The sequence below is a fragment of the Streptomyces sp. NPDC044002 genome, from assembly GCF_056434525.1.
In genome coordinates this window covers 1-13,190 of the sequence record NZ_JBWKEZ010000005.1, presented here as the reverse complement: position 1 = coordinate 13,190, position 13,190 = coordinate 1, and the positions used below count along the sequence as shown (strand labels likewise).

12 protein-coding genes are annotated in these 13,190 nt (G+C 73.9%); 10 read left to right on the top strand and 2 right to left on the bottom strand.

What is annotated here, in order from left to right:
- Window positions 1-140: 140 nt before the first annotated feature.
- Window positions 141-758 carry a TetR/AcrR family transcriptional regulator gene (locus AC07A6_RS05075; RefSeq protein WP_362472455.1) on the bottom strand — a complete coding sequence of 206 codons (618 nt, stop codon included), beginning with the start codon at window positions 756-758 and terminating at the stop codon, window positions 141-143.
- A gap of 112 nt (window positions 759-870) precedes the next feature.
- Between AC07A6_RS05075 and AC07A6_RS05070 the strand changes: the two genes are divergently transcribed.
- The 9 genes from AC07A6_RS05070 (at window position 871) to AC07A6_RS05030 (ending at window position 11,121) form a co-directional block, all read left to right on the top strand.
- Window positions 871-2,418 (top strand): serine/threonine-protein kinase, encoded by a 1,548-nt coding sequence (locus AC07A6_RS05070; protein ID WP_478776124.1) that lies wholly within the window; start codon window positions 871-873, stop codon window positions 2,416-2,418.
- 107 nt (window positions 2,419-2,525) lie between these two features.
- Window positions 2,526-3,692 carry an agmatine deiminase family protein gene (locus AC07A6_RS05065; RefSeq protein WP_478776123.1) on the top strand — a complete coding sequence of 389 codons (1,167 nt, stop codon included), beginning with the start codon at window positions 2,526-2,528 and terminating at the stop codon, window positions 3,690-3,692.
- A gap of 128 nt (window positions 3,693-3,820) precedes the next feature.
- Entirely contained in the window at window positions 3,821-4,402 is a 582-nt protein-coding gene (locus AC07A6_RS05060; protein WP_362472464.1) for a TetR/AcrR family transcriptional regulator, read from the top strand.
- A 324-nt stretch (window positions 4,403-4,726) separates the two neighbouring features.
- Window positions 4,727-5,743, top strand: coding sequence for an agmatine deiminase family protein (locus tag AC07A6_RS05055; RefSeq protein ID WP_386272669.1), 1,017 nt, complete (start codon window positions 4,727-4,729; stop codon window positions 5,741-5,743).
- An 82-nt stretch (window positions 5,744-5,825) separates the two neighbouring features.
- The gene (locus tag AC07A6_RS05050) at window positions 5,826-7,496 is read left to right on the top strand and encodes an ABC transporter substrate-binding protein (protein WP_478776122.1); all 1,671 of its coding nucleotides are present in this window, start codon (window positions 5,826-5,828) and stop codon (window positions 7,494-7,496) included.
- Window positions 7,493-8,452, top strand: a complete 960-nt coding sequence (locus tag AC07A6_RS05045) for an ABC transporter permease (RefSeq protein WP_386272665.1) — start codon at window positions 7,493-7,495, stop codon at window positions 8,450-8,452. The genes AC07A6_RS05050 and AC07A6_RS05045 overlap by 4 nt, the downstream gene beginning before the upstream one ends.
- Entirely contained in the window at window positions 8,449-9,303 is an 855-nt protein-coding gene (locus AC07A6_RS05040) for an ABC transporter permease (protein WP_362458343.1), read from the top strand. Before AC07A6_RS05045 ends, AC07A6_RS05040 begins: the two co-directional genes overlap by 4 nt.
- Window positions 9,300-10,316, top strand: coding sequence for an ABC transporter ATP-binding protein (locus AC07A6_RS05035; RefSeq protein ID WP_478776121.1), 1,017 nt, complete (start codon window positions 9,300-9,302; stop codon window positions 10,314-10,316). Before AC07A6_RS05040 ends, AC07A6_RS05035 begins: the two co-directional genes overlap by 4 nt.
- Window positions 10,306-11,121 (top strand): ABC transporter ATP-binding protein, encoded by an 816-nt coding sequence (locus AC07A6_RS05030; RefSeq protein ID WP_478776120.1) that lies wholly within the window; start codon window positions 10,306-10,308, stop codon window positions 11,119-11,121. Before AC07A6_RS05035 ends, AC07A6_RS05030 begins: the two co-directional genes overlap by 11 nt.
- Window positions 11,122-11,136: 15 nt before the next feature.
- Here AC07A6_RS05030 and AC07A6_RS05025 read toward each other — a convergent pair whose 3' ends face one another.
- Window positions 11,137-11,784 carry a TetR/AcrR family transcriptional regulator gene (locus tag AC07A6_RS05025; protein ID WP_478776119.1) on the bottom strand — a complete coding sequence of 216 codons (648 nt, stop codon included), beginning with the start codon at window positions 11,782-11,784 and terminating at the stop codon, window positions 11,137-11,139.
- 157 nt (window positions 11,785-11,941) lie between these two features.
- Between AC07A6_RS05025 and AC07A6_RS05020 the strand changes: the two genes are divergently transcribed.
- The gene (locus AC07A6_RS05020) at window positions 11,942-13,099 is read left to right on the top strand and encodes an agmatine deiminase family protein (RefSeq protein WP_478776118.1); all 1,158 of its coding nucleotides are present in this window, start codon (window positions 11,942-11,944) and stop codon (window positions 13,097-13,099) included.
- Window positions 13,100-13,190: the final 91 nt, after the last annotated feature.

Here is a 13,190-nt window from a genome sequence, read left to right as displayed (position 1 = left end):
CACCGGGACGGGCGCGGGCGCGCGACCAGGGACTCGTGGCCCCGGGCTCCTACGACAAGGGTGCGCGTCAACCCCGCGGTCGGCCGTTCGGCAGGAAAGCGGAACGACCCGTTGCCGCCACTCTGGCACTGACTGGATTTTCAGTCAAACCGCGACACGGCCTCCGGCGCCAGCCGGCCGGCCTCCACCCGGACCGCCGCCCGCAGCAGTTCACGGGCGTGGGCCGGCGGCGTCAGCCCGCTCAGCCAGCGGACGCTGAGCCCCTCCAGCAGGGCGGTCAGCCGCTCGGCGGCGGCCGTGACCGCACCGGCGGCGGCCGTCGGGTGCACGTCGCCGAGCAGCTCGGCGAGCTCGGCGGTCCAGGCGGCGCCGGCCGCGGCGAGCTCGTCCCGCAGCTCCGGGTCGAAGACCGCGTGGGCCCGCAGCTCCCCCCAGGCGGCGCTGTTCTCGCGCACCTCGGGCAGGTCCTGGATCTCCAGCAGCAGCATCCGCTCCAGCCGCTCCAGCCGCTCCCGGGGGTCGCCGGCCGGGCCCGGCGGGAGGCCGTCCCGTCCGGTCTCCGTGTACCGGTCGGCCCGGTCCCCGATGAAGGCGAGGGCGTGCCGCAGGATGCCGGGCCGGTCCCGGAAGTGGTAGTAGACCAGGGCGGTGGAGACCCCTGCCTCCGCCGCCAGCTCCGTCACCCGCAGCCCGCGGACGCCCCTGCGTGCGATGACCCGGGCGGCGCTTTCGAGGATGACGCGTCTGCGGTCCGTCACGGTGTGATCCTTCCTGGCGATGTCGCGCCTCGCATTGTCACACGTTGACTGAAAATCCAGTTAGGGCGACGATGCGATCCGGTCACTTCCGCATATCCGAAAGAGCCACCGCATGTCCGTTCAGCCTTCCGGCACACAGCCGGCCCACGCGGCCCTGTCCGCAGACGACCCCCGAGAGATCGGCGGCTACCGCCTCCACGCCCGGCTCGGCTCCGGCGGCATGGGCGAGGTATACCTGGCGCACACCCCCGGTGGCCGCCCGATCGCGCTGAAGGCCGTCCGCAGGGAGTTCGCCGCGGACCCGGCCTTCCGGGAGCGGTTCGCCCGCGAGGTGGCCAGCGCCCGCCGGATCCACGGCCTCTTCACGGCGCAGGTGGTCGACTTCGGGGTCGACGAGCGCACCCCCTGGCTGGCCACCGCCTACGTGCCGGGTCCCTCGCTGGACGAGGTGGTGCGCCGGCACGGCCCGCTGCCGGTCCGCACGGTGCTGCTGCTCGTCGCGGGCATCGCCGAGGCGCTCCAGGCCATCCACGGCGCGGGCGTGGTCCACCGGGACCTCAAGCCGGCCAACGTGCTGCTCGCCGGCGACGGCCCGCGGGTCATCGACTTCGGCATCGCGCACGCGGCCGGCTCGGCCGCCCTGACCGGCACCGGGCTGCGGATCGGGACCGCCGCCTTCATGGCGCCCGAGCAGGCGCTCGGCCGGCCGGTGACCTCCGCCACCGACGTCTTCGCCCTCGGTGCGCTGACCGCCTACGTCGCGGGCGGGCAGCCGCCCTTCGGCGGCGGGCCGGAGTCGACCGCCCTCTACCGGGTGGTCCACGAGCACCCCGACCTCTCCCGGGTCCCCGCCGAGCTGGAGCAGCTGGTCCGCTGGTGCCTGGCCAAGGAGCCGGCGGACCGGCCCACGACCGCCGAGCTGATCGGGTACGTCCACGCCCACCCCGGCGTCGGGCCGCGGCCGGAGTTCACCGAGGGCTGGCTGCCGCGGCCGGTCCGGGAGGAGGTCGGCGCGGGGCGGGACGCCGGACGGCCGGCGCCGCCCGCCCCGCACGCGCCGACGGCCCCGGCCGCCCCCGCCCCCGTGGCGCCGGCCCCCGTACCGGTGCCCGCACCCACCCCCGTACCGGTGATGGCCCCCGTACCGGAGGCGGCCGGCGGCCGGCGGGCGCGGCGGCGCGGCCGCGGGCGCCTGCCGGCGGTGGCCGCGGCGGTCGCCGTGACCCTCGCGGCCTGCGGTGCGGCCCTGTACTGGTTCGACGTCCCGGAGCAGGAGGGCGGCGGGGCCGACGGCTACGTGCCCGGCTACGCGGGGGCCAGGCTGACCGCCCCCGACGCGGGCTACGAGTTCGACCTGGAGGCCGGGAAGGTGGTGCCGGCCGACACGGCCGCCTGGTACCTGGCGCCGGAGGGCCGGTCCTTCGTCCCCTCGGAGTCCTCGGACGTGCACCTGGCCGAGGGCGCCGCGCCCACGCCCGCCGACTGCGAGAAGGGCATCGGGACGAAGCCGGTGACCGCACTGCCCTTCAGCGCCCTGGGGGAGCGGCGCCCGTTCTGCGTGCGCAGCCCCGACCACAACCGCATCGCCGTCGTCCGGCTGGTGGAGGCGGCCGCGGACGGCTCCGTCACGGTCCTCGTGGACCAGTACCACCGTGAGTGAGCGCCCGGCCCGCGCCAAGCGGAACATCCCCGCCCCACTGCTTGACTGAATTTTCAGTTAGCGCAAGGATGCCCGTCATCCCCGCCCCTTCCTCATCAGGGAGCACCATGGACACGCCCCGCACCACCCGCCGCAACCTCCTCCGGTACGGCGCGGCCGCCGTACCGCTGACGGTCCTGGCGTCGGCCCTCCCCGCCACCGCCGCCCGGGCGGCGACCGCGGCCTACGCCGGGACCGCCGCGCTGACCATGCCCGCCGAGACCGACCCGCACGTCCGCACGTACATGGCCTGGCCCGCGCTCTCCTCGGTCTGGGGCCGCCCGCTGGAGCGGGTCCGAACCGACATCGCCGAGGTCGCCCACGCGATATCGCGGTTCGAGCCGGTGGTCGTCCTGGCCCGCCCGAGCCAGGCCGCCGACGCCCGCTACCTGTGCGGCCGGGGTGCCCGGTACGCCATCGACGTGATCGAGATCCCGGTCGACGACCTGTGGATCCGGGACTTCGGCCCCACCTTCGTGGTGGGCCCGGGCGCCGTCGCGGGCGTGGACACCAACTTCAACGGCTGGGGCAAGACGGGCACGAAGTACGCCCAGCCCTTCTCCAACGACGCCGCGGCGGCCGGCATCCTCCTCAACGAGTACCAGGTGCGCCGGATCCCGGCCGGGTTCACCGGCGAGGGAGGCTCGCTGGAGACCGACGGCGAGGGCACCCTGCTCGCCACCGTCAGCTCCCTCGTCAACCCCAACCGGAATCCCGGTATGAGCCAGGCGCAGGTGGAGGGCGAGCTGCGCGCCTCCCTCGGCATGGACAAGGTGATCTGGGTGCCGGGCCTGGCCGGCCAGGACATCACCGACTGCCACATCGACTGCCTGGCCCGCTTCACGGCCCCCGGCAAGGTCATCCTGGACCGGCCCGCCCCCGGCACCGACCCCAAGTGGGTCGCCGTGTACGAGGAGACCAAGCGCGTGCTGGAGAGCGCGACGGACGCCCGCGGCCGGCGCCTGGCCGTCACCGAACTGCCCGGCCCCGACCGGAGCAGGATCAGGGGCAAGGGGGAGGAGTTCCTGTCGAGCTACACCAACTACTACACCCCCAACGGCGCGGTGATCCTCCCGCAGTTCGGCGACCCGTACGCCGACGGCGTGGCGTACGCGATCCTCCAGGCCGCGTACCCGGCCCGCCAGGTGGTCCAGGTCGACATCGACGGCATAGCGAGCGGGGGCGGCGGCATCCACTGCGCCACGCAGTCCCACCCCGTCCCGCCGGCCCTCTGATGGCCGCCGGGGTGCCCCGGCGGGCGGGCGCCGCACCGGTCGGGGGGCGGGCCGCGCCCGCCGCGGCCCGAACGCCCGGTGACGGGCCGCTTACCTCCGGCCGGGAGCACCCCGGTAAGGTGCGGGACATGGCGTCTCGCAGCACTCAGATCCTCGAAGCGGCGGCCCGGGTGATCGCCCGGCGCGGCGTCCGCGGGCTGCGCGTGGAAGAACTCGCGGCCGAGGCCGGGGTGTCCACCGCCCTGATCTACTACCACTTCAAGGACCGCACCGGGGTCCTGCGCCAGACCCTGGAGTTCATCAACGACCGCGCCGAGCGGTACACCACCGACCGCGACCCCTCCGAGCCGCCGCTCTCGCCGCGCCAGGAACTGGAGGAGACCCTCCTGCTGGAGCTCCAGGACACCGTCGAGGTGCGGGAGAACAGCGCGGCCTGGGGCGAGCTGCGGGCCAGCGCCGTCTTCGACGAGGTGCTCCGCGAGGACCTCGCCCGCGCCACCCTGGTGTGGGTCCAGGAGGTCGCCGCGCTGCTGGGCCAGGTCCAGCCGATGGTCCCGGCCTCGGCGCTCGCCGCGGCGGCCGAGCGGCTCACCGCCCTGCTGGAAGGGCTCAGCATGCGCTGGCTCAGCGGCGGCATCAGGATCGGCCACGCGCGCGAGCTGATGCTCGGCGCCATCGACGCCGAGCTGGCCGGGCTCAAGCGGGGCTGAGGCCCCCGAGGCCGCTGAGGCCCCGCCGGGGGCCGTCGCAAGCCTTCCCCGCCCCGACGGGGCGAGGACCTTTCCACCTCGTATCTATTGACTGAATTTTCAGTCAGTGCCAGAGTGAAGCCCTGTCCGGGCCGACCGGCACCCCGCGGTTCTTCCCGCGCCGCGCCCACGAGGCGCCCTGTGCCCCGCGCCCCGTGCCGTCCCTCGCCCCCCCTGCGTGACCTCTTCCTCTGACCTGCCCCCTGGCCTGTGCCTCCGCCTTCTCCCTTGACTGAAATTTCAGTTGGGTGACAGACTCCGCCAACGCAAGAAATGAGACGCCTGATGGCTGAATACCGTATGCCCGCCGAGTGGTCCGCGCACGAGGGCTGTCTGATGGCCTGGCCCACCCGCCCGGACCTGTGGGGCAGCGTCCTCCCCGCCGTGAAGGAGGAGTACGCCGACGTGGCCCGCGCCATCTCCGCCTTCGAGCCCGTCACGATGGTCGCCCCTCCCGGCCACGCCGAGGACGCCCGGGCCCACTGCGGGAACACGGTGACCGTCATCGAGCTGCCGCTCGACGACTCCTGGTTCCGCGACTCCGCCCCGCTGTTCGTCCTCGACGCCGAGGGCAACCGGGCCGGCGTCGACTTCCGCTTCAACGCCTGGGGCGGCAAGCACCACCCGTGGGACTCCGACGACCGCGTCAGCGCCCTGCTGCTGGAGCACGTGGGCACCCCGCGCATCCCCTCCGGCATGATCCTCGAAGGCGGCGCGATCACCGTCGACGGCGAGGGCACGCTCATCACCACCGAGCAGTGCCTGCTGCACCCCAACCGCAACCCCGGCATGAGCCGCGAGGAGATCGAGGCCGAGCTGAAGGCCCGGCTCGGGGTCACGAAGGTCATCTGGCTGCCGTACGGCGGTCTGCTCGACACCGAGACCGACGGCCACGTCGACGGCGTCGCCGCCTTCGCCGCGCCCGGCACCGTCGTCATCTCCCTCCCTGAGGACCCGGCCCACCCCGACTACGCCCGGATGCGCGCCAACCGCGCCGTGCTGGAGGCCGTCACCGACGCCCGGGGCCGCCGCCTGGAGCTCGTGGAGGTCCCGCAGACGGCCTTCGCGGACCTCGCCGGCGGCGAGATCGAGGTGTCGTACCTCAACTACTACGTCGCCAACGGCGGCGTCGTCGTTCCGGTGGCCGGTCTGCCCCAGGACGAGGAGGCCCTGGCCGTGATCGCCTCCGCCTACCCCGGCCGCAAGGTCGTCGGCGTCCGGGCGCTCGCCATCGCCTTCGGCGGCGGCGGCGTCCACTGCATCACCCAGCAGGTCCCGGCCGCCCGCACCACCACCGGCTGAACCGGCCCGGACCGGCCCGGCGGACCGCCCACGCTGTCCGCCCGCTCCTCCCCGCATCCCTCACGGAAAAGAGAGCGCGACGATGACCACCTCACCACCCCGCACCGGCAGACGCCCCCGCCGCCTGCCCGCGGGCCCCCGCACCGCGGCCGCCGCCACCGCGGTCCTGTCCTCCCTCGCCCTCCTCGCGGCCTGTGCGGGCCCGCCGAAGGACAAGTCCGGCGGCGTCACCGACGTCAAGCTGTCCGCCTCCACCCCGGAGGCCAAGGGCGAGATCGACTCCTTCAGCTGGGCCGTCTACGCCGAACCGCCCACCCTCGACTACACGGTGGCATTCGACTACCCGCAGAACACCGTCCTGTCCAACGTGTGCGAGAGCCTCATGCGCTGGAACCCGGACCTCACCACCGAACCCGGACTCGCCCGCAAGGCCTCCAACCCCGACCCCACCACCTGGGTGTACGACCTGCGGCCCGGCGTGCGCTTCCACGACGGCGGGGAGATGACCGCCGACGACGTGGTCTTCAGCCTCGGCCGGCAGACCGACCCCGCGAACGCCGCCGCCTGGGCCCAGAACTTCCAGAACGTCGACTCCGTCAGCAAGACCGGCCCGCTCCAGGTCACCGTCAAGCTCAAGAAGCCCGACTCCCAGTTCCCCCAGTACATGGCCACCGCCGCCGGGGTCGTCGCCTCCAAGGCCGTCGTCGAGGCCGCGGGCAAGGACTACGGCACCACCGGGAGCCTCGGCTGCACCGGCCCCTTCAAGCTCGGCACCTGGAGCAAGGGCCAGTCCATCGAACTCGACCGCTTCGACGGCTACTGGGGCACCAGGGCCAAGTCCAAGAAGGCCGTCTTCCGCTTCCTGACCGACCCCTCCGCCCGCACCAACGCCATGCTCAGCGGCGAGATCGACGGCGGCTACCTCATCCCCACCGAGAGCTACGGCCGGCTGCGCGGCAGCGGCGTCGGCACCCTCTACTTCGGCGAGGGCCTGAGCACCGTCAACGTCAACGTCACCAACACCCAGGGCCCCCTCGGCGACGTCCGCGTCCGCCGCGCCCTGTCCCTGGCCCTGGACCGCACCGGCTTCGTCAAGGCCGGACTCGGCGGCGCCGGCACCGTCACCAGCTCCCTCACCACCCGCGCCGCCTGGGCCGCCGCCCCCGAGCAGACCCTCAAGACCGCCTTCGACGGACTGCCGCCCACCGGACAGGACATCGAGCGGGCCAAGGCCCTCGTCAAGGAGGCCGGCGCCACCGGCAAGACCCTGACCGTCGCCACCAGCTCCATCGGCCAGGACGTCTCCCTCCTCGCCACCGCCGTACAGGCCGCCGGCACGAGCATCGGCCTCGACATCCGGCTGAAGACCATCGCCCCCAACGCCTTCACCGCGCTCTTCACCGACCCGCAGGCACGCGAGGGCATCGACATGTTCCCGCTCACCTACTACGACTCGATCACCGACCCGCTCGACCTGCTGACGAACTTCAAGACCGGCGCCTACATGAACTTCGCCGGCCACAGCGACCCCGAGTACGACAAGCTCGTCGACGAGGCCACCGCCGCCTACGACCCGGCCAAGCGCCTGGAGACCGTCGCCAAGCTCCAGCGGCAGGCCGCCGAACAGCTGCTGTGGATCCCCGTTGCCGAATGGCCCACCGCCGTGTTCCTGAACAAGCGGATCACCGGCGCCCCGACCACCATCTCGTACATGTACCACCCGTGGGCCGCCGCCGTGGGGGCCGCACAGTGAGCTTCGCCCGATTCGCGGCACGCCGGCTGGGGGAGATGGCCGCCACCCTGCTCGCCGCCTCGTTCGTGGTGTTCGGGGCCATGTACCTGGCCCCCGGCGACCCGGCCAGCTTCCTGCTGGCCGGCCGCTCGGCCTCCCCGGAGGCGCTCGCCTCCGTCAGGGCCCAGTACCACCTGGACGAGCCCTTCCTCGTACGCTACGGCCGCTGGCTCGGCGACGTCCTCCAGGGCGACTTCGGACGCTCCATCACCTACCGCACCGACGTCTCCCGCCTGCTGGCCGACCGGCTGCCCACCACCCTGCTCCTCGTCACCATGGCCCTCCTCGTGGTGGTGGCCGTCGGACTGTTCCTCGGCCGCCTCGCCGCGGTCCGCGGCGGCGCCACCGACACCGCCGTGCTCGTCACCACCACCTTCGCGGTCGGCACCCCGTCCTTCGTCGCGGCCGTCCTGCTCCAGGGCCTGTTCGCCGTCAAGCTCGGCTGGTTCCCCACCAGCGGGGCCGGCGAGGGCTTCACCGACAAGCTCTGGCACCTCGCCCTCCCCGCGACCGCCCTCGCCCTCTACCTCATCGGCATGCTCGCCCGCGTCACCCGCTCCGCGATGGCCGAAGCCCTCGACAGCGACCACGTCACCGTCGCCCGCAGCCGCGGCGTACCGGAACGCCAGGTCATCCGCCGGCACGTGTTCCGCAACTCCCTCGGCACCGTCCTGACCACCGGCGGCCTGATCGTCTCCACCCTCCTCGTCTGCACCGTCCTGGTGGAGACCGCCTTCAGCGTCGGCGGCATCGGCCAGCTCCTCGAACTGTCCACCAGCACCAAGGACTTCCCGACCGTCCAGGCCATCTCGCTGATCGTCGTCGCCCTCTTCATGGCCGTGAACCTGGTCGTGGACCTGCTGCTCCCGCTCGTCGACCCCCGGGTCACCCTCGGCACCAGAGGGGCCGCCGTATGACCGCCGTACTGACCCGCCGCCCCGGCCTCTCCAAGATCCGCGCCGCCGGCTCCCCGCTCCACCTCGCGTGCCTCGGCCTCGTCGGCCTGGTCGTGCTCGCCGCGCTGCTCGCGCCCTGGCTGGTACCCCACGACCCCAACGCCGTCGACCTGGGCAATGCCCTCGCCGGCCCCGACGCGGAGCACCCGCTCGGCGTCGACGCCGCCGGCCGCGACACCCTCTCCCGGCTGCTGCTCGGCGCGCGGACCTCCCTGCTCGGCCCGCTCGGCGTCGTGGTCTTCTCCACCCTCGCCGGAGTCGCCGTCGGCACCGCCGCCGCCTGGCGCGGCGGCTGGCTCGACTCGGTGCTCTCCCGCAGCACCGAGCTGGTCTTCGCCTTCCCCGGCATGCTCCTGGCCATCCTGATCATCTCCGTGTACGGGGAAGGACTGCTCGCCCCGGTCATCGCCCTCGCCGTCGCCTACCTGCCCTACGTCAGCCGCCTCACCCGCTCCCTCGTCCTCGCCGAGGCGGCCCGCCCCTACGTGAGCGCCTACCGGGTCCAGGGCCACTCCGCCCTCCAGATCTGCCTGCGCCACGTCCTGCCCAACATCGCCCCCGTCGTCCTCGCCCAGTCCACCATCAACTTCGGCTACGCCCTGATGGACCTCGCCGGGCTGTCCTTCCTCGGCCTCGGCGTCCCCGCGCTCACCCCCGACTGGGGCCGCATGGTCTTCGACGGGCAGACCGCGATCCAGCACGGCTACCCGCTGTCCGCGATCCTGCCCTGCGCCTTCATCGTGCTGACCGTGGTCGCCTTCAACGTGGTGGGCGAACGCTGGGCCGACCGCGTCGCCAGGAGAGACCGATGAACACTCCCGCAAGCACCCCCGCGACCGCCCCCGCGCACGCGCTCGACGTCAGCGGGCTGCGGGTCACCCTCCCCGGCACCGCCCGGCCCGTCCTCGACGGGATCGACCTCACCGTCGCCCGCGGCGAGACCGTCGCCCTCGTCGGCGAGTCCGGCTCCGGCAAGAGCATCACCTCCCGCAGCGCCCTGGGGCTGCTGCCGCCCGGCGCCCGCGCCGAGGGCGCCGTACGGGTCTGCGGGCGCGACGTGCTCGCCATGACCCCGGCCGAGCTGGGCGCCGTACGGGCCGGCACGGCCGCCATGGTCTTCCAGGACCCGCGCGCCGCCGTCAACCCCCTGCGCCGCATCGGCGACTTCCTCACCGAGAGCGTCCTCCTCAACGGCACGCTGAACCGCGCGGACGCCACCGCCCGCGCGGTGGAACTGTTGCGGGCCGTCGGCCTGGACGAGGCCGTCCTGCGCAAGTACCCCGGCCAGGTCTCCGGCGGCATGCTGCAGCGCGTCGTGATCGCCGCCGCCCTCATGGGCGACCCCGCCCTCCTGCTGGCCGACGAACCGACCACCGCCCTGGACGTCACCAGCCAGGCCGAGGTGATATCCCTGCTCGCCGGGCTGCGCGCACGCTTCGGCACCGGGCTGCTGTTCGTCACCCACGACCTCGACCTCGCCGCCGCCATCAGCGACCGCGTCTACGTCATGTACGCCGGGCGGATCGCCGAGAGCGGGCCCGCCAAGGCCCTCTTCGCCCGGCCGCGGCACCCGTACACCGCCGCCCTGCTCGCCTCCACCCCGCGGATGGACGGCCCCCGGGGCAGGCTCGCCGCCATCGACGGCCGCCCGCCGGACCTGCGCGAGGAGCTGCCCGGCTGCGCCTTCGCCGCCCGCTGCCCGCTCGCCACGGAGATCTGCGACCAGCGGGCACCGCACCCGGCACCCGCTCCCGGCCGGCCGGACCACCGGGCCGCCTGCCACCACAGCGACCGGCTCGAAGGGAGCACCGCCGATGTCCGCTGACCCCACCGGCACCCCGTCCCTGCTGGAAGTCAGGGGCCTGCGCCGTACCTTCGGCGCCGTCCGCGCCGTGGACGACGTGTCCTTCACCCTGCCCGAGGGCGGATCGCTGGGCGTCGTGGGCGAGTCCGGCTCGGGCAAGACCACCACCGCCCGCATCGTCGTCGGACTGGAGCGGGCCGACGCGGGCGAGGTCCTCGTACGCGGCCTCCCCCGGCCCGGCCGCACCCGCGGCAGGGCCGCCCGGCTGGCCCGGGCCCGGCAGGTGCAGATGGTCTTCCAGGACCCGTACCTCTCGCTGGACCCGCGGACCCCCGTCGAGGCCGCCCTGCGCGAAACCCTCGCCCTGCACTTCCCCGGCCGCGACCACACCGCGCGGGTACGGGAACTGCTCGACCAGGTGGGCCTGGGCGCCCGGGCCGCCGAGGCCCGGCCCCGGCAGCTCTCCGGCGGCCAGCGCCAGCGGGTGGCCATCGCCCGCGCCCTGGCCGTCGAGCCGGCCGTACTCGTCCTGGACGAGGCCGTCGCCGCCCTCGACGTGTCCGTCCAGGCGCAGATCCTCAACCTGCTCGCCGACATCAGGGAGGAGACCGGGATCGGTTACCTGTTCATCACCCACGACCTCGGCGTGGTCCGGTCCGTCACCGACGAGATCGTGGTGATGCGCCACGGAGCCGTGGTCGAGAGCGGCCCGACGCAGGAGGTCCTCGCCGCGCCGCAGCACCCGTACACCCGGCTGCTGCTGGACTCCGTCCCCCGGCCGGGCTGGGACCCCGACGCGATCGCCGAGGCCCGGCGGGCCCTCTAGGAGGACGCGGCCGGCTCAGGTCCCGGCGGCGAGCGTGCGGAGCAGCGTGCGCAGCACCGGGCCCGGGTCGACCTCGGCGCCCAGGGACTCCACGGCGGCGAGGCCGTCCACCGCGGCGGCCACGGCCTCGCCCAGCAGGCGCGCGTCGACGCCACCGCCCCGCTCCTCGGCGAGCACCTCGAACAGGGCGGTGAAACAGCCCCGCCAGCGGCGGTACTCCGCCTCCAGGGACGCGCGGACCCGGGAGTCGTTCAGGGCGTGCCAGTGCAGCGCCGAGTGGAGGTGGGACAGTTCCGTGCCCTCGGGCCGGGAGAGCAGCTCGACCACCCGCCCGGCCCGCTCGGCGAAGGACCCCGGCGCCGCGACGGCCTCCTCCAGCGGCAGGATCCACTCGGGGCGCATGTCAGCGACGACCGCGAGGACGAGGTCGGTCCGGTCCTGGAAGTGGTAGTGGCACATCCCGTGCGACACGCCGCTCAGCGCCGCCACGTTCCGGGTGGTGAAGCGCTCGCTCATGCCGCCCGCGAGGAGGGTCCGCGCGGCGGCGATCAGCCGTGCCCGGGTCTGCTCGCCCTTGGCCGAGACCCGGGTGCGGCCCGCGCCCGCCCCCGTCGGCGCGGGGGGTGCGGAGAGGTCCGGGGAGTCCTTCGCGGAAGCAGCCATGGCGTCACTCTAGTCAGCCTCCGCCGCGCGACCTGCGGCTTTTCCGGAACCTCCGGAACGGCCTTGCCGGAACTCTTGACCGAGCGCTTGGCCAGTTTTAGTTTTCCGGCCAACCCCGCTACCGCCGCGGGGAGTTGGAGACCCGAAGGAGACCCCCATGAACGACGAACACGCAGCCGGCCCGCCCCGGCCCGGCATGGACCGGCGCCGCTTCCTCACGGCGGCGGGCCTCGCCGCCGCCGGCGCCGCCGTCACCGCCGCGGCCGTACCGGCGGCCGCCCGGGCCGCCGCCCGTCCGGCTGCCGCGGGCGCCTTCCGCGTGCCGATCGAGGACGTACGCCACACCCGCACCTGGATGGCCTGGCCCGACAGCACCTCGATCTGGGGGAACAAGCTCTCCGGCGTCCAGTCGGACATCGCCCTGATCGCCCGCACCATCGCCAGGTACGAGCCGGTCTACCTGTGCGCCAACTCCGGCAGCGCCGCCCGCGCCCGCTCCCTGTGCGGCTCCACCGTCACCGTCCTCACCTCCATCCCCGTCGACGACTGCTGGATGCGCGACTCCGGTCCGGTCTTCCGGACCGACGGGGCCGGCGGCCTGGACGCGGTCGGCCTGAACTTCAACGGCTGGGGCAACCGCCAGACCCACGCCAAGGACGCCCTGGTCGCCGGACGGGTCGCCGCCCACACCGGCGTCCCGTTCACCGCCGCGGCTCTGGTCGGCGAGGGCGGCGCCGTCGAGCAGGACGGCGCGGGCACCCTCATGGCCACCCGCAGCAGCCTGGTCAACAGCAACCGCAACCCGGGGATGTCGCAGGCGCAGATCGAGGCCGCGCTGTGCACCGCGTACGGCGCCTCCAAGGTCATCTGGTTCGACGGCGTCCGCGGCCAGGACATCACCGACGACCACGTCGACGCGACCTCCCGCTTCCTGGCCCCCGGCAGGGCCCTCGTCCAGATGCCGCTCGCCACGGACACCGACGTCTACGCCAAGGACGCCCGGCAGCAGTACCAGATCCTGTCCGCCGCGACCGCGGCGAACGGCACCCGCATGGCGGTGGACCAGCTCCAGGGCCCCGACTACTACAAGATCCGCTCGACCAACCCGGACTTCCTCGCCTCGTACGCCAACTACTACGTCTGCAACGGCGCGGTGATCTCCGGCCAGTTCGGCGACACCCGCGCGGACACGGCCGCCAGGGCCACGCTCGCCCGGCTCTTCCCGGGCCGCGTCGTCGAGCAGCTGAACATCGACCGCCTCGGCACCGGTGGCGGCGGCATCCACTGCGTCACCCAGCAGCAGCCGGCCGCCTAGGCCGTCTCTTTCGGATCTTGCCGGTTAAGCCCGCGTCGTCCGGTGCCGTGCATCGGCGCGTTGGCGGGGCGCCCTTGTACTGGACGTACTC